The sequence below is a fragment of the Hydrotalea flava genome, from assembly GCF_001623405.1.
GTDB classification, from domain to species: Bacteria; Bacteroidota; Bacteroidia; order Chitinophagales; family Chitinophagaceae; genus Hydrotalea; species Hydrotalea flava.
Map to the genome: position 1 here is coordinate 33,608 of NZ_LUHG01000090.1, position 18,030 is coordinate 51,637.

The window sequence follows — 18,030 nt, forward strand, 5'->3', positions numbered from 1 at the left end:
AAAAGAAAATTTTTTTTAAAAACAACAATGGCTAACCGTTCGTATCTGTTTTTAAAACTTGTACAGATTGTTCAAATGCTTCAATGGTACTCGCATCTTTCAATTCAAAATTACCAATTGCAGTTCTGCACAAACTGCTTAAATAGCCACCAACGCCAAGTGCTGCTCCAAAATCGTTTGCAAGACTTCTAATATATGTTCCGGTTGAACAATGTACTTTAAAATGCACAACAGGCATTGCTACATTTGTTATTTCAAAAGAATGTATGGTTACCGGCCTTGCCGCTACTTCTACTTCAATTCCTTTGCGTGCAGAGAGGTACAAGGGTTTGCCATCTTTTTTTATAGCAGAATGTTGGGGTGGCATTTGCAGAATAGCACCGGTAAATAGTTTTGTAGCTTGTTCCAACATGGGTTCCGTAATATGATCAGTTGATGCAACAGATTGCGGAGTGGTTTCCAAATCGTAGGAAGCAGTGGTAGCTCCCAGCGTAATAGAACCGGTGTACACTTTATCCATTCCCATAAAATCGTTAATCTTCTTGGTAAAAGCACCGGTACAAACAATCAATAAGCCGGTAGCCAGCGGATCTAAAGTACCGGCATGGCCAACTTTTGATATACCTGTGGTAATTCTGACTTTCTTCACCACATCAAATGAAGTCCAGTGCAACGGCTTATTCAACAACAACATTTTCCCATCTAAAAAAGGTTGCAAAGCAGGTATAACAGACTTTTGTTTCAATGATAAGAATTAAAAAAATGATACACACATGCTATTTGGTTTCCACACCATTAGCGGCATTTTTTGGGTACTTTCTTCAACCAAACTGCATCAACCCTCTCAACAAATAATGTGAATTGGTTTGCAGAGCATTGTTGATTAATAAGCCCGGGCAAACAATACACGTTGCACAGAGGGTTTTCCGGTTAGTATACATGCACCCGTTTCCTGTTGGTTATCGAGCGGAATACAACGAATTGAAGCTTTAGATAATTCTTTAATTTTATCTTCTGTTTCTGAAGTGCCATCCCAATGTGCTGCAACAAAACCCCCTTTATTGTCTAATACTTCCATAAATTCATCCCAACTATTCACAGATGTTATATGTTCATTACGGTAAGCCAGTGCTTTCTGATAAATATTTGTTTGAATTGCATCCAATAATTGCTCAACAAAAACATCAATGCCCTCCAATGAAACTGTTTCTTTGGTTTTGGTATCTCTTCGGGCCACTTCCACCACGTTATTTTCAATATCCCGAACACCCAAAGCCAACCGAACCGGCACACCCTGCATTTCATACTGTGCAAATTTCCAGCCCGGCCTTGTATTTTCATTATCATCAAATTTTACACTAATCCCTTTTTTCTTTAACTGTTGAACAATAGCCAAAGCTTTTTCGGCAATCATGGCTTTTTGTTCATCACCTTTATAAATGGGCACAATTACCACTTGCAGCGGTGCAATTCTAGGCGGCAATACTAATCCATCATCATCACTGTGTGCCATTACCAAAGCGCCAATTAAGCGGGTACTAACCCCCCAACTGGTAGCCCATACATAAGTTAATTTATTTTCTTTATCACTAAATTTTACATCAAATGCTTTGGCAAAGTTTTGCCCCAGAAAATGCGAAGTACCTGCTTGCAATGCCTTTCCATCCTGCATTAATGCTTCAATACAATACGTATCTACTGCACCGGCAAAACGTTCATTGGCGGTTTTTACACCTTTAATAACAGGAACAGCCATCCAGTTTTCTGCAAAATCGGCATACACATCCAGCATCTTACGGGTTTCTTCCAATGCCTCTTCCTGTGTGGCATGTGCAGTATGTCCTTCCTGCCATAAAAATTCGGCAGTTCTTAAAAACAGGCGGGTACGCATTTCCCACCGAACCACATTGGCCCATTGGTTAATTAATAAAGGTAAATCGCGGTATGATTGTATCCAGTTTTTATAGGTATTCCAAATAATGGCTTCACTGGTAGGTCTTACCACCAATTCTTCTTCTAATTTAGCATCGGGATCAACCATTAATTTACCCGGCCTATCAGGATCCGTTTTTAAGCGGTAATGGGTTACCACGGCACATTCTTTTGCAAATCCTTCCGCATTTTTTTCTTCTGCCTCAAATAAACTTTTGGGAACAAAAAGCGGGAAATAGGCGTTCAAATGGCCGGTTTCCTTAAACATTACATCGAGGGCATTGCGCATATTCTCCCAAAGTGCATATCCATAGGGTTTTATAACCATACAGCCTCTAACTGCACTATAATCAGCCAAATTAGATTTAATGACCAAATCGTTGTACCATTGGGCGTAATCTTCAGCACGTGAGGTTAGTTCTTTCGCCATAACTTTTGTATCTATTTTTTGTTATTTAGGTGAAGCCTGTAATTGACATATCGTTAACATAAAAATTAAGTTAATATTAATGCAGGCAACATTTTTGATGTAACTTTAATTTGAAAAAAGAATGCAGCAAATGTATGTAACTTAGTATTACGAATTTTGTAAAACGCATGAATATGAAAACAACTTTTTTATTAACAATTGCTGTTGCAGCTGTAATGAGCAGTTGTTCTACCGCTTATAAATCAACCCAAACACCGGACGATTTGTACTATTCACCCACCAATGGTAATGCAATAGTGAATCAAACCCGTCAGGAAGATCGTTATCAGGAGTTTCAAAATTATAATGACGACCGTTACCTAAGCATGAAAGTGCACAATTACTATTTATGGGCACCATTGGATGATTACAGCTACTGGTATGATAGCCGTTATAATTTTCCTATATATAATAACTGGGCTTATCAAGGATACAATAGTTGGAACCCCTATTGGAATATGTGGAGCCCCTATTACACAGCCGGTTATGGCATGATGCCATTTTATGGTTATGGATATGGATACGGATTAGGCTATGGCTGGAACAGTTGGTACAATCCTGCTGCCACTTTAATTGGTTATAAAAGCCCATCCATCATCAGCAGATCTACATCAGGTAGTTATTTATCTGCCTACCTGAATAGAAATTACAATAATACCAATTATGTTCGCCAACTGAAAGAAGGCAGCAATATGTATGCGCCTGGTAACAGTTTTGGCAGTTTGGTGCGCCGTGTATTTTCTACTTCTCCCACAGGCAACAATAACATGCCCAATAACAATAGCTGGTACCGCCCCGCCCGAACTTTTAATACCAACGGTAATACCTTTACGCCTAGTAGTAATGCCGGTGGCAGAAGTGGCGGATTTAACAGTGCAGGCAGTAGTGCCTCTGGTAGCCGCGGACCCAGAAATTAATTTTAAAAAAGATTGAAACCTATTCAACTATTTGTAAGATTCAGCACCAAAGCCAATCTATGAAGAAAATAATACCCATTCTATGCATTTTAGTGAGCCAGAGTTTATGGGCTCAAACTCCTGAAGATGCTTTGCGTACTGCTTGGTTTACCCAAAATGGCTCTGCCCGAAATATGGCAGTGGGTGGTGTTATGGCATCATTGGGTGGAGATATTTCCGCAGCCAACGTAAATCCGGCCGGGTTGGGATTGTATAAAACAAGAGAGTTGGTATTATCACCCGGTTTTTTAATGAATAACAACAAACTCAATTACAGAGGCACCGATTCAACTGTTAAAAAAAATACTTTTATGTACGGCGCCAGTGGTATTGTAATTGGCTCGCCCAGCAGGTATAGCGACAGTAAATTTACAAGTGCTGCTTTTTCGCTTTCGGTTAATCAGTTAGCCAATTACAACAATCATATTCAATACAGTGGATTTAACAATATGAGTTCTTTTACCGAACAGTATTTAGAAGAACTAACCCGCGACAGGGCCGATACCAATGCGGCCTTAAGTAATTATATTTTTGGTTCATCACTGGCATTTAGAACTTATCTGATAGATACTTTAAGTGGCCCCAACGGTTCTGTTGCAGGCTATCAAAGCTTGGTTCCTATATCAAGTGGTGTTATTCAATCGTATGATGCAGTTACCAGAGGCGGTTACAACGAAATTGCACTGGGCTTAGCCGGCAATATGGCCGACAGGTTATACATTGGCGGTAGTTTAACGGTACCCATTGTATCCTACCAACGTGATTTAACGTATTCTGAAACTGATGCTACCAATAATCCAAATAATAATTTTGCCTATTTTACTTATCATGAAACATTTAAATCGCAAGGCGTTGGGGTAGGTTTAAAATTGGGCATGTTATACAAACCGAAAGAATTTTGGAGAATTGGTTTTGCATTACACACCCCCCAACTTATCTCTTTTAATGATCAAATACGTTCCTCTATTACAGCAAACACCGAATCATATGCAGGGTTAAGAACCGAAACCAGCGACAATTTAAATAGCGGCAATCCTGGAACCCGTCAATACAGTATCGTTACCCCATGGCGCGCCATTGCCAGCGCCAGTTATGTATTGAGAGAAGTGGCCAACACCCATAAACAGAGAGCTTTTGTTAGTGCCGATTTAGAATATGTAAACTACCGCGGTGCCCGGTTCAGAGCTGCCAGCAATGCAGACCAATCGAGTATTGATTATTACAGCCAGCTTAACAGTACCGTAAAAAACTATTACAAAGGCAATATTAATGCCCGTATTGGTGGTGAATTAAAATTCGATCCCTGGATGTTTCGATTAGGTGCAGCTTATTATGGTAGTCCTTATGCTGCATCTGAAGTAAAGGCGAATAGAATTGTAACCAGTGGTGGTGTAGGATACAGAAACCATGGCATCTTCATTGACCTGACTTATGTTTACACTTTTGTGAAAGATGCCAACTTTCCTTACTATTTAAATGACAAACCCAATACCTTTGCCATACAAACCGGCAATTTGGGCAATATTGTAGCAACCATTGGTTTTAAATTTTAATTGGTTTAGCCACACAAATTCATACGCAATCATTGATAAGAAGAAGTCTCAAAAGTAAAATGAAGCGTTTGAGAATGGCTTAGATGAAAACTTTCTCCACCCCCTTTACCGAATAAAAAGAGGCTGTCTCGAACTTTTGAGACAGCCTCTTTTTATTGAACACAATAGTTGAAAATTGAAAAAGTAAGAACAGTAAAAATTGATGTACACAATGCATCTGCTAAACAGAGTGGAAAAGTTACATAAAATGATTACCATTTGAAAAATTACATCATCAACAAATAATCTGTAAATTGCTGTTATAAAATATTTATAAAAAAAATTGCGCTATGTACTTTGCTTTCAAACTAAATACAAAAAAAATAAATATATTATCAATTATTCTAATTATTTATACGGTTACAGCATGTTTCCCTTTTCAGCTATATGCCCAAAAAGAAAACAATCTGGTTGGAGCAGGCAAAAAGATCGATCCTTTTCATTACACCATCCATAAGTCTGCCGGCTTTCCGCATGCATCCGTAGCAAGTGCGCATCCGTTAGCCAGTATGATTGGTGCTGCCATAATGCAGGAGGGTGGCAATGCTTTTGATGCCGCCATTGCAACACAATTGGCACTGGCAGTAGTGTTTCCTGAAGCCGGAAATATAGGTGGCGGAGGTTTTATGGTGGCCAGAAAAAGTAATGGTGAAAATATAGCTTTAGATTTTAGAGAAACGGCACCCGAACATGCATCAAGAGATATGTATTTAGATAAGAATGGCAATCCCGATATGCATTTATCGCAAAACGGTCATTTGGCCAGTGGCATTCCGGGTACTATAGCCGGTATTTTTGCTATGTACAAACATGCCAGATTACCATTTCAACAACTCATTGCACCGGCTATTGCAATAGCTGAAAACGGATTTGTAATCACCGCAAAAGAAGCACATCTCTTAAATGCCACCAGAGCTGAATTTATACGTTATAATACCAAGCCCAATGCATTTGTAAAAGCAACACCCTGGAAGGAAGGAGATACACTGATACAAAAAGACCTGGCTAAAACATTGATGCGTATCAGCAAAAAAGGAGCAAAAGGATTTTATGAAGGTGAAACAGCCCAATTAATTGCAGCCGAAATGCAACGAGGTAAAGGCATTATAACATTGAATGATTTAAAAAATTACCGGCCTGCAGAACGCACTGCCCTCACCTTTAACTTTCAGGATTTTACCATTATTGGAATGCCCCCACCCAGTAGCGGGGGCATTATTGTTGAACAACTCATGAAAATGATTGCCAATAAACCTATAGTATCATATGGTTTTGAATCGGTTAAAATGGTACAATTAATGGTAGAAGCAGAACGGAGAGCCTTTGCAGACCGGGCCGCCTATATGGGCGATCCGGATTTTTGGAAAGTTCCATTAAAAACCCTTACAAGTGATGCATATATTGCTCAACGCATGGCAAATTACGACAGTACAAAACCTACACCCAGCAAACTGATTAAAGAGGGACAAATACCCGAGCACGAAGAAACCACTCACATTAGCATTATGGATGCAAAAGGTAATATGGTAAGTATTACCACTACGTTGAATGGATGGTATGGCAGCAGAACAGTTGTGGGTGGTGCCGGATTTTTTTTGAACAATGAAATGGACGATTTTAGTGTAAAGCCCGGCGTACCCAATATGTTTGGCGCAGTAGGCGGTGAAGCCAATGCCATACAACCCGGTAAACGCATGCTCAGTTCTATGTCGCCAACCATTGTATTAAAAAATAATACACCATTTATGGTTTGCGGTACACCCGGTGGTACCACTATTCCTACCTCTGTATTTCAAACATTGGTAGATGTACTTATTTTCAATATGAGCGCAGAACAAGCCATTGCTGCTCCAAAATTTCATCACCAATGGCTGCCCGATGTAATTTTTGTAGAACCCGATTTTCCTAAAAGCACCATTTCAGGTTTAGAAGCAATGGGTTATACCATTCAACAACGGGGTAACATTGGCCGAACAGAAATTATTAAAATATTACACAATGGAGAAAGGCAAACAGCTGCAGATACCCGTGGCGATGATGCAGTAGCCGGGTATTAAACAACCGATATATTTTCAATATTTCGTTAATATATTACACACACAGCATTTTTTCATCGGCTAACATTTTATATGAAACCAACATTTGGCGTTGCCTTCGATTTAGATGGAACACTCATCAATAACAACGATTACCACATACAATCCTGGCAAATATTTTATCAGCAAAGAAATATTCCTCCGCTAACAAGAGCAGAATATTTAGCACATTTTAACGGCAAAACAAATGTAGATGTTTTAAAATACATTTTTGGCAATCAGATTTCTGAAGCAGATATAAAAAATTACACGAACGAAAAAGAGGCCATTTATCGGGAAATCTATGCACCATATATTCAACCGGTTGCCGGATTAATGGAGCTATTAGAAACGTTAGCAAAACATGCAATACCTATGGTAATTGCCACATCGGGCATAAAAGACAATATAGATTTTATGTTACAACACCTGCCCATTCGGCAATATTTTAAAGAAATTATTTATTCAGTTCATATTACACATGGTAAACCACATCCTGAAATTTATGAAAAAGCAACCCTTGAGCTGGGATTACCACCTCAGCAATGCATTGCTTTTGAAGATGCAGTGGCAGGTGTTACTTCAGCCAAAAAAGCAGGTTTAAAAGTAATTGCATTAACAACCACACATACAGCAGGTGAATTAGCAGCTGCCGACAAAATTGTTACAGATTTCACCAGCATCACCTATCATCAACTGCAGCAGCTCATTCAGGAATAAAAACCTTAACAACTTCAATGCACTTTCATCGCAATCATTTACATAGAAGCCTTAGTTTTGTTACTGTGTTTGGAATATTGCGTTGATTGATTAATTTCCGTTTATAAAACTACTCACCTGAAAAGAACACTCACCATATTAAGGCGTTTTGTATTTATTGTAATAGCGCTTGTTTTATTGGCATTTATTGCCATACAAACAACTATCGTTCAAAACTGGTTAATCGGCATTGCCACCAAAAAATTATCTAAATCCTTAGGTACAGAAGTAAGCATTAAAAAAATAAACGTTACCTTATTCAATAAACTCAATTTAGATGGAACTTTAATACGTGACCGGCAAAAAGATACTTTATTATATGCAGGTGCTTTAAAGCTTAGAATAACCGACTGGTTCTTCTTAAAAGATTCAGCCGATTTAAAATATATTGGACTGGATGATGCCGTTGTAAAATTACAAAGGAAGGACAGTGTATGGAATTTCCAGTACATTGTTGACCATTTCGCCAGCCCAAAATCAACCAACACAAAAAATGGAATAGCCCTGAATCTGAAAAAACTTGAATTCAATAACATTCGCTTTATTAAAAATGATGAATGGCACGGAGAACGTATAACGGCAAAATTGAATTCGCTTTTATTAGATGCAGACAATATCAATTTAAACAAAGGAATTTTTTCTATCAATCAATTAAATCTGGATCATCCTTATTTTGAAATAGCCAATATTCATGAATTACGCCCCGATTCAATCAGAATTAAAGACCACCAAACCAATACACCCGATACAGGATTGCAGTTCAATACCGATAATCTTTTAGTGCAGCTCAAAAAACTCAACATTAAAAACGGAACACTTTCTGTTCAAGGAAATGATAAAAAACCACTACCGTATTTTGATGGAAGCCATATTTACATTCAACAATTAACCGGGCATTTTGATGAGGTAAGTTTGATAAAAGATACTTTACACTGCATTGCAAACATTGCTGCAAAAGAAAGAAGCGGTATTGAAATAAAAAGATTAAAAACAAAACTAACCATCAATCCGCACATTATAGAATTGGCAAAATTAGATCTGCTTACCAATAAAAGCAGATTAACCAACTATTATGCCATGAAATTCAAACATTTTAATGATGATTTTAGTGAATATATTCATTCTGTTACCATGGTGGCTAAGTTTACGGAGGCCTCGGTATACAGTGATGATATTGCCTATTTTGCACCGGAACTAAAAGACTGGAAAAAACAAATCAATATTAACGGACATTTTGAAGGTACAGTAGCTAATTTTTCGGTACAGGATTTATTTGCCCGCATTGGCAGCGGCAGTTATATCAGTGGCAGCCTTGCTATGAAAGGCTTACCCAATTTAAATAAAACATTGATCAATTTCAACAATGGAATCATTAAAACCAATTATAATGATGTTGTTCTTTTTGTGCCATCAGTAAAAGATATGAAAGTACCCGATCTCACCACCTTAGGCGATGCATTGTTTAAGGGAAATTTTAATGGCACTATTTATAATTTTACTTCCAATGGCACCATTACTTCAGGATTAGGAGGTGTGGCAGCCAATGTTACCATGCAAATACCACAAAAAAAAGATATTACTTATTCAGGAAATGTTATAACCAATCATTTCAATATCGGAAAATTTTTACGCATCAGCCAGTTAGGCTATGTTGATTTTACGGGTAAAATTTCAGGCAGTAATTTTGATATTGAGAAACTCAAAACACAAATTGAAGGAAAAATTGCATCGCTCGATTTTAATCATTACACTTATTCAAACATAACCACCAACGGTACCTTTCAAAAAAAATATTTTAATGGTGAAGTTAAGGTTGATGATCCAAACATGAATTTTAATAGCAATGTGGAAGTAGATTTAAGTAAGCCGGATCCCAGCTTTAACATTTTGGGCGATTTGGTGAATGCCAATTTAAAAGTTTTAAATTTTTATAAAGACAGCTTGCAACTAACCGGGCTATTAGATATTTATTTTACCGGTAAAACAATTGACCAGTTTTTAGGTAGTGCAAAATTTTTAAATGCTACCATCACATCTGCCGATACCCAATTAAGTTTCGATTCACTGAACCTTACTTCCGGTTACTCAGCCGATTCAGTAAAATTTTTAAAAGTTGGCAGCAACAATTTCAACGGAACAATTGCAGGAAAATTTACCATTCTTGATTTACCCAACAGCTTTCAGTCATTCCTGCATCGCTACTACCCTGCCTACTTTAATGAGCCTGCAAAAATTGCTGTTAATCAGGATTTTACATTAACTATAAAAACCGATTATATTGAACCACTTTTACAGATTTACGACAAAAAAATATCCGGATTAAATGATATGGATATTTCCGGAAAAGTAAATACCTCCAAAAGTATATTTCAACTTTCTGCTTTAGTACCTTATGCAAAATATGATCAATATGCCGTTTCGGGTATTAACTTAAAATGTATTGGTAATTATGATAGTTTGTTATTATCCGGTAGCATTAGCGATATACAAATTAAAGACAGCCTTCAGTTTCCGAACACACAACTGAGCATTAAAGCTGCTAACGATCATTCGGTTGTACATCTTTATACCAGCACTAATAATGTTTTAAAAAATGTATTGTTGAATGCAGATGTGTATACCTTAAATGATGGTGCACGTATACACTTTAACCCATCTTCATTCATATTAAATGAGAAAAAGTGGAATTTAGATAAGCAGGGTGAAATTATAATGCGTAAAAATTTTGTTTCGGCCAGTAATGTAAAATTCATACAGGGCTTTCAGGAAATTACCGTAGAAACCGACGAAGAAGAAGGCGGCAATACCAATAATCTTATTGTAAAATTAAAAAATATATTTTTAGGAGATATTACTGCACTGTTCTTGAAGAATCCTAAGCTTGAAGGCATTACAAATGGTGAAATTTATTTGAGAGATTTCTATGGCTCTTTTACTGCCGAAGCTAAATTAGCATCGAATCAATTAAGATTAAATGATGATTCGGTGGGTATTGTCAATATTCAATCGCTGTACAGCAGCAAATCAGGAAAATTAGATTTTACTGTTACCGCACCAAATAAAGAATACCATATTAATGCTACGGGTTATTATAAAACCAAAGACACTACCAACAAACCATTGTATGTTGATATACAATTAGCGCACACCAAAATTAATTATGTTGAACAGTTTATCGGCGATATCTTCAATCGGTTAAAAGGCTATGGAACAGGCCATCTCATTATACAGGGCAACCCTGCAGAACCCGATTTAAGTGGCAATATTACTCTGAAAAAAGCTGCACTGAATGTTTTGTATACTCAAGTGTATTATACCATTGATTCTGCCAATATATCATTTGAAAATGATGGTATTAATTTTAATGAATTTTATATAAAAGACAGTTTAAATAATACCGGGCTGATTAAAGGTAAATTATACGAAAAAGGCTTTAAAGATTTGGCTTTTGATTTTGATTTGTTTACCAACAAGTTGATTATGCTGGATACCAAAGCGGTTGACAATAGCCAGTTTTATGGTAACGCTACAGGTAAAGCCACATTGAGTTTTAAAGGCCCTGAGCGTAATGCGCGGTTAACCATTATTGGCGATATTAATGAACCATCACATATTTATATCCCTAACTCGGTAAGTAAAGAAAGCGGCGAAGCTGATTTTATTGTATTTAAAACCTATGGAACAGAAATGACCAATGAAAGGCAGAACAGTAATTTTAATTTGTTGGTTGATTTGGATGTTGCTGCCAATAATAAATTAAATGTTGATGTAATATTAGATCCCTTAAGTGGTGATGTAATTAAAGCCAAAGGAAACGGGCGTTTAAAAATAAGGGTAGGCACAAAAGACCCCTTAACCATTCGTGGAAGATATAATATTGAAGAAGGTAGTTACGCATTCAACTTTCAATCCTTCATCAGAAAACCATTTATCTTAAAACCCGATGCCGGTAATTTTATTGAGTGGAATGGTGATCCTTTTAATGCAGATGTACATATAGACGCACAATATACTGCTGAAAACATTAGTGTGAATGATTTAATCAGCAACCAATCTGGCCAATTCAGCGGAACCAGCCGTGCATACCGGGGTTCGGTGTATGTAATTGCTGAATTAAGAAACCGATTAAGCCATCCTGACATTACGTTTAAATTAGATTTTCCGCAAGGCAGCCCATTAAAAACAGATCCTACTTTTAGTGAGTTCATCAACAGAATAGAAAATAATCAAAACGAAATGTTGAAACAAGTTACTTACCTCATTGTTTTGGAACGCTTTGCGCCTTATGGTGATATTGGTGGCGCTAATACCAACTTTACCAATATTGGTGTAAATACTATTTCTCAAATTATAACACGTGAGTTGAATAAAGCTATATCCAATATTGTGTATAAAATAACAAAAGATAAAAGTTTAAAAGTTGATTTAGGTACATCTGTTTATAGCAGTAGCGATATTTTATCATCTGCCACCGGCGCAGGCATTGGCGCCAATACCAATGCGTTAGACAGAAGCAGAATTAATTTTAAAGTTGGGAAAAGCTTTTTTAATGATAATGTAATAGTAAGCTTTGGCGGCGATTTTGATTTTGGTATCAGTGCAGCCGCTCAAAGTGGTAACTTTCAATGGTTACCCGATTTTAATTTAGAAATTATTTTAACCAAAGACAGGCAATTAAGAGCCATCATTTTCAGTAAAAACAGTTTAGACATCAATGCTGGTGCGTTAGGCAGAACCAGCAGGCAGGGAGCCGGTTTATCGTATAAAAAAGATTTTGAAAAACTGTTTGGCAATAAAGAAAAGAATACAACCATCAAGCCACCTGCCGATAGCACATTGCTGCAATAAAATATGCCGCATGTTATAATTTTAAAGGCACAGGTAATGCTTTGCAGTCCTTCATTCTATACACATAAAAATACCGTACAATCTTCCCACCTCTTATTTGGTTGATGATTTCTGGTTGCTCAATGATAGTAAAGTATCGGGCAAATGCTTTGTAGGGGTCAAATGGTAAATTAGAAGGTACCAAACAATAAGCATCATCTCCTATTTGTAAAGGTTTTCGTGCATTGTTTAACCAGGCAAATTTGTGTATTTCATCTAATGGCCCAATGGCAATTACCCTATGGCCTGTGATACGATGTGTATAATATTCCAAATGCCCACCCGGAAACATTTTGCCTACAATAATGGGTGCATTGGGCTGCATGGCACCTTTAGCAACATCGGCTTTCATTAATGTATCTAACTGATGGCTAAAGGTTGTCCAGCCACTTACATCTAATGTAGGACAATATTCTCCAAAATTTGCTTTATCCTGACTACCTAAATTAAAGGGCGCCAATTGCACTAAAATTACTCCTAATATAAGTGTGCCACCCAAAACACCAAAAGCCGTTTTTAAAAAGCCGGGTACAGTTTTAACCGATCTTTTTTCTAAATATACCGCTCCATAAAAATACAATGGAATATAAGCAGGCCCACTCCAATGCGGTAACGTTGCATTGAACATAGATATGCCCCAAAACAATACAATCATGGGAACACTCATGCAAATAATCCAGGTATTAATAGTAGCATTAAAAATAGCAGAACGATTTTTAAATACATAAATAATAGCAATAATTAATAATATAAAAATAACAGGATTTTGATAAGCAAACTCGCCAATTACTTCTCTAAAAAAATCATCTAACTGAATGGTGGTATGGGTTACCCTTTCTGAGTGATAGCGATAAGTAATAAAATCGTTTTGAATATTCCACCACACAATAGGTACTACAAACAATATACTTACCAATGCACTTACATACAATCGGTAATTCAACAGCCATTTCGGTTTTTTAATGAGAATGAATAAACCAAAGCCTGCCCATAAATACAAACCATGTACTTTGCTGTACAAAGCCAACCCAATCATCAAACCTAATAACAACCAAATGCCCAATGATTTTTCTTTATTTTGAATGAATAATTTTGCCATGAGGTATAAAGCGGCCGTCCAGAATATCATTTGCGGACTATCGGGCATAATGAACATACCTGCAATAATTGCCGTATAAATAGCGCAGTTATAAATTAATGCTGCATACCAACCCATGCGTTCATTTTTCAGTAAACGGCCTGTTTTAAATATAAATATAGTGGCTATTGCGCCAGATACAATGGCACCCAAACGCATACTCACATCATTCACCCAGTGCAAATTGAGTGTTGACAGTCTGATTAAAAAACCCACCATTGGCGGATGATCAAAATGATTCCAATCCGGCTGTATGGCATACATCCAGTAATATGATTCATCAATACCCAATTCCACCAACAGCGAAAGAAGAATTTTAACAAGGATGGTAATGATGATGAGCCGGAATAATAACTTTTTGTAAGAAACAGCCACCATGATATTTACATTTAACCCAACAAAAATAAAGGTTGTACATGGAATTAGTAGGAATGGCTTCAAAGCCATATAGATTACCAATTGAATAAACCAGCAGCACAGCTTCTCTTCATATACAACCCTTACCTCAAAAAGGAGCCATATAGCAGTACAATTTTCTTACTTTTGCAGCATAAACACATTACAACTTTTTCGCACAAAAAGAATGGCATACAATGATGCAATTGTATTAAAATAATGGGTAGCTATGTATTGGTGGCTGATGAAGATATAACTGAAACAATAACAATTGGCAGATAATGTTATTCAAAAAAATGAGCTGGTAGAAGCTACATGGAACTAAAATAAATACATGGAATAGTTATGTGGAATGTTACTTACAACAAAAACCAACCATGCAACATGTTACATGTAATGAATAAAAACATAAAAAAGAACACATGAAAGTAGATACCATGCGTGAAATAGATAAGTATGCCGGCGTTCCGCTTACTTTTCTTTTATCCATCATTGCATTGATTGCCCGGATTTTTAGAACCATACCCCCAAAACCTGATTTAAGCAGAACCCTGTTTATAGAATTATCAGAAATGGGCAGCGCCATTATTGTTGACCCTGCCATGCGTAAACTGCAAAAGGAAGCCCATGCAGAACTGTATTTTGCCATTTTTAAATCGAATAGTAAAAGCTTAGAAATACTAAATACCGTGCCCTCTGAAAATATATTCAGAATGCGCTCAGAAAATATGGGTGTTTTATTTGCTGATGTTATTCGTTATATATTTTGGTGCAGGAAGAAAAAAATAACCACTGTTATTGACTTAGAGTTGTTTTCACGCTTTACAGCTATCCTTACTTTTTTTTCAGGGGCATTATCAAGAGTCGGCTTTGCCAGTCCGCATGATGAAGGTTTATACAGAGGCAACCTCATTAACTATCCGGTTCGTTATAATCCGCATGTACACATTGCCGTTAATTTCTATTCATTAATCAATACTGCATTAGGTTATCATGATACATTTTATGCAACCACTCCGGTTCATTTCAATGCTATTCAATTAGAAAAAGCCAGGGTTGATCCGCAGGCCGTTGCAACTGTTCAATCTAAAATAAAGCAACTATACCCTTCTTATACCCATCAAAATATTTACTTATTAAATGTGAATGCTTCTGATTTGCTGCCGCAACGCAAATGGCTGCCTGAACGTTTTGCAGAAATTGGGCAGTTATTATTGGCGGCAGATAAAGAAGGCATTGTATTAGCCACCGGTGCTGCCGCTGAATTTGATTATGTAGCCAATGTGGTTAATAGGGTAAATGATACCCGCTGTGTAAATTCGGCCGGTACTTTTAAATTTGAGGAACTCATTCCATTGTATTCCATTGCCAGGTTAATGCTCACCAATGATTCGGGACCTGCCCATTTTGCGGCGGTAACCCATTTAAAAGTTTTTGTAATTTTTGGACCTGAAACGCCACATTTGTATTTACCGTTGGGTGACAATGCAACCCCAATCTATTTAGGTTTACCCTGCTCCCCTTGTGTAAGTGCTACCAACCACCGTAAAACATCCTGTATTACGCGCCCCTGTATAAGCGGCATACCTACACAAATGGTATGGGGCTATATTGATAACTATTTACAAAATAATATGCATATTAATTAATATTTATCATCAATAAAATGTACAACTATTTACTATGTAGTTGAAAGCGTTATTAATATCATCATCATAACAATGCTGATAATCAGTATAAAATGAATTAAAGGCCTACCTGATTATTTGTAATTTATGTCTTTCGGTATAAGCACCATCCATTATTTCAACAATATACAAACCGGTGGGCAAGTTAGAAACATCTATACTTGCATTACTAACTTTATTAAAAAGCTGATGCCTCTGCAGATTATTTTGTAAATCATAAATACTTATTTCTGAAATGGCAGAACCAACGATTGTTGTTTTTCCATTGGTTGGTTGTAATGAAATATTTACCATTGAGTTAGCCGGATTGGGATAAACAGTAAAACTATAACCGCAAGGACTATAGATGGTTTCCCCATTTTTTTGTGAAGTTTCTCCGCAGGCATCGGTATAGGTAACAGATACGCCTCCACCTTTGGAAACATCCATATATATATTTGGAGAATTGGGACTATAAATGTATATACCTGATGTTGGATTGTCAACTGTCCAGTTCCAGTTGGTAGCACCTGTTATATTGGGTATGGGGTTTACATACCATGTTTGAATGCCATTATTGCAACCTCCATTCATAGTTGCGCTTATGGAACTTACCAGTGTTATTGTAGAAACATTAAGAGCAGCTGTTTCGGCCGGGTTCCCATTAATTGTGGCAGAAATTGTAGCATTTCCCTGACTGATTTTGGTTGCCGTTATCGGGTTTCCTGTAGATGGCACGTTAATAATACCATTTGGAGATACACTCCATTCTACGCTTGCATTAGGTGGCAGATTTGAAACTGTATAATTTGTGGAATTGCAAAAAGCAGATATTCCAATTATAACTGGCGAATTATCAACTTCTGAAACGTAAATTTGCCAAGTACCGTTCCTTTCATCCATCCATGCCGCATATGCTTTTCCACCTTGTGCAGTGACACCAATGTAATCGCCCTCATAACCTGTTCTATGAATAGTATTGTTAATGGGTTGAGTAACATGTGAAACATCGCTTACCTTTTGATTGATAATAGTATTACCTCCATCATTTGAAATAGCAAGGTAGGTATTTGTTTGAAAACCACTACCATCAATACTATAATACGCAATGTATAGACCTCCTGTTGCCTGATCAACACAAACCCAAGGAAAAAAACTTTGAATGCCATTAGGAATACTCACTATTTGCGGCGTTGTCCAATTATTGCCTTGGTTATCTGAATAGGTCAATTCAATAACTGCTTTACCGTTTCCATTTTGTTGTGCTACAAACACTGCATATATCCTTCCATTGTGAGTTCCTCCGCTTTTATCGACTGCCATCGCAGGAAAGTCATTTACTCCAATATTATTAAAAGCAGGATCAACGCCACTACTTGTTTTCCGGATACCAACATAAGGAACAACTACTTGCGCAGTACTGAATGTTACACCTCCATCCAGTGATCGCACAAACCCAAGACCATTTGCGAGATACGGGATATGTAGCATTAATCCCGGTACCATAATCTGCCCAACAAACATAAACTTCCCCGTTAGGACCAGTTTGAACATTAGCTCCCTGTCCTGGCCCATTTTTTAAGGTTATTGAATGTGTGAAAGAATTTCCACCATTAGTTGAGCGATTAAAATTCACTGTCTCATTTGTTTCAAAACTTGTCCATGCACAATATAAGTTATTTCTATACGGACTGGAAGGTATATAATCAATGGCAATCATTTCTTTATCAAATGAACCCCCAACTACTGTTATACCCTGAACAAAAGATCCAAAAGAGACACCATTATTGGTTGATGTGGTTATATAATATCCATTATCCAACTCAATCATAGTAGAAATATAAATATTTCCATTCGCATCTATTGCTGTGGAAGGATCTCCGTAAAGTATAGGGGAATTTATATTCAGAATATCTGATCCTGACCATGTTACACCACCATTAGTACTTACATATCTTCCTTGGTTATAATTACCAGGATAAGTATTAGCGCTTGCTACTAAAATATTAGGATTTTGCATGTTTATAGAAATATGCACTTCTGATTGTTCATTAGCTGAAGGAAAAATCTGTACATCGTTATGATCTGTGATGCCTGGCGTAGTAGACTGCACAGCGTTAGTATGCACTGAGGGATTTGCTTTTGCGGGAAATGAATTT

The 18,030-nt window shown here is 37.0% G+C and carries 11 protein-coding genes; 6 read left to right on the forward strand and 5 right to left on the reverse strand.

What is annotated here, in order from left to right:
• Positions 1-31: 31 nt before the first annotated feature.
• Positions 32-745, reverse strand: coding sequence for a tRNA pseudouridine(55) synthase TruB (gene truB, locus A0F92_RS10600; protein WP_253810368.1), 714 nt, complete (start codon positions 743-745; stop codon positions 32-34).
• A gap of 138 nt (positions 746-883) precedes the next feature.
• Positions 884-2,362, reverse strand: a complete 1,479-nt coding sequence (gene proS, locus A0F92_RS10605) for a proline--tRNA ligase (RefSeq protein WP_068245506.1) — start codon at positions 2,360-2,362, stop codon at positions 884-886.
• A gap of 173 nt (positions 2,363-2,535) precedes the next feature.
• Here proS and A0F92_RS10610 point away from each other — a divergent pair, with 173 nt between their 5' ends.
• The 5 genes from A0F92_RS10610 to A0F92_RS10630 all read left to right on the forward strand — a co-directional run bounded on the left by A0F92_RS10610 (position 2,536) and on the right by A0F92_RS10630 (position 12,631).
• Complete coding sequence (locus A0F92_RS10610; protein WP_167517028.1) at positions 2,536-3,318, forward strand: hypothetical protein; 783 nt, start codon at positions 2,536-2,538, stop codon at positions 3,316-3,318.
• A 59-nt stretch (positions 3,319-3,377) separates the two neighbouring features.
• Positions 3,378-4,910, forward strand: coding sequence for an OmpP1/FadL family transporter (locus A0F92_RS10615; RefSeq protein ID WP_068245518.1), 1,533 nt, complete (start codon positions 3,378-3,380; stop codon positions 4,908-4,910).
• 329 nt (positions 4,911-5,239) lie between these two features.
• A complete protein-coding gene (ggt, locus tag A0F92_RS10620; protein WP_068245526.1) occupies positions 5,240-7,006 on the forward strand; it encodes a gamma-glutamyltransferase in 1,767 nt (588 codons plus the stop codon).
• A gap of 72 nt (positions 7,007-7,078) precedes the next feature.
• Positions 7,079-7,744 (forward strand): HAD family hydrolase, encoded by a 666-nt coding sequence (locus tag A0F92_RS10625; RefSeq protein WP_068245531.1) that lies wholly within the window; start codon positions 7,079-7,081, stop codon positions 7,742-7,744.
• A 177-nt stretch (positions 7,745-7,921) separates the two neighbouring features.
• Positions 7,922-12,631: a translocation/assembly module TamB domain-containing protein gene (locus A0F92_RS10630; RefSeq protein ID WP_068245533.1), complete on the forward strand. Its 4,710-nt coding sequence runs from the start codon at positions 7,922-7,924 to the stop codon at positions 12,629-12,631.
• 13 nt (positions 12,632-12,644) lie between these two features.
• On the opposite strand, the gene A0F92_RS10635 is transcribed toward A0F92_RS10630, so the two are convergent.
• A complete protein-coding gene (locus tag A0F92_RS10635; RefSeq protein WP_068245535.1) occupies positions 12,645-14,186 on the reverse strand; it encodes an ArnT family glycosyltransferase in 1,542 nt (513 codons plus the stop codon).
• Between the two features lie 440 nt (positions 14,187-14,626).
• On the opposite strand from A0F92_RS10635, the gene A0F92_RS10640 reads away from it, so the two are divergent.
• Positions 14,627-15,853: a glycosyltransferase family 9 protein gene (locus A0F92_RS10640; protein ID WP_068245539.1), complete on the forward strand. Its 1,227-nt coding sequence runs from the start codon at positions 14,627-14,629 to the stop codon at positions 15,851-15,853.
• Between the two features lie 105 nt (positions 15,854-15,958).
• Here A0F92_RS10640 and A0F92_RS10645 read toward each other — a convergent pair whose 3' ends face one another.
• Together A0F92_RS10645 and A0F92_RS10650 are read right to left on the reverse strand one after the other, a co-directional pair.
• Complete coding sequence (locus A0F92_RS10645; protein WP_167517029.1) at positions 15,959-17,323, reverse strand: T9SS type A sorting domain-containing protein; 1,365 nt, start codon at positions 17,321-17,323, stop codon at positions 15,959-15,961.
• Positions 17,244-17,984: a sialidase family protein gene (locus A0F92_RS10650; protein WP_167517030.1), complete on the reverse strand. Its 741-nt coding sequence runs from the start codon at positions 17,982-17,984 to the stop codon at positions 17,244-17,246. The genes A0F92_RS10645 and A0F92_RS10650 overlap by 80 nt, the downstream gene beginning before the upstream one ends.
• Positions 17,985-18,030 lie beyond the last annotated feature (46 nt).

Excerpts from the sequence above, each read along its gene's own strand:
- proS (WP_068245506.1), bottom strand. The coding sequence starts at position 2,362 with ATGGCGAAAGAACTAACCTCACGTGCTGAAGATTACGCCCAATGGTAC.
- A0F92_RS10610 (WP_167517028.1), top strand. The coding sequence starts at position 2,536 with ATGAAAACAACTTTTTTATTAACAATTGCTGTTGCAGCTGTAATGAGC.
- A0F92_RS10615 (WP_068245518.1), top strand. The coding sequence starts at position 3,378 with ATGAAGAAAATAATACCCATTCTATGCATTTTAGTGAGCCAGAGTTTA.
- ggt (WP_068245526.1), top strand. The coding sequence starts at position 5,240 with ATGTACTTTGCTTTCAAACTAAATACAAAAAAAATAAATATATTATCA.
- A0F92_RS10625 (WP_068245531.1), top strand. The coding sequence starts at position 7,079 with ATGAAACCAACATTTGGCGTTGCCTTCGATTTAGATGGAACACTCATC.
- A0F92_RS10635 (WP_068245535.1), bottom strand. The coding sequence starts at position 14,186 with ATGGTGGCTGTTTCTTACAAAAAGTTATTATTCCGGCTCATCATCATT.
- A0F92_RS10640 (WP_068245539.1), top strand. The coding sequence starts at position 14,627 with ATGAAAGTAGATACCATGCGTGAAATAGATAAGTATGCCGGCGTTCCG.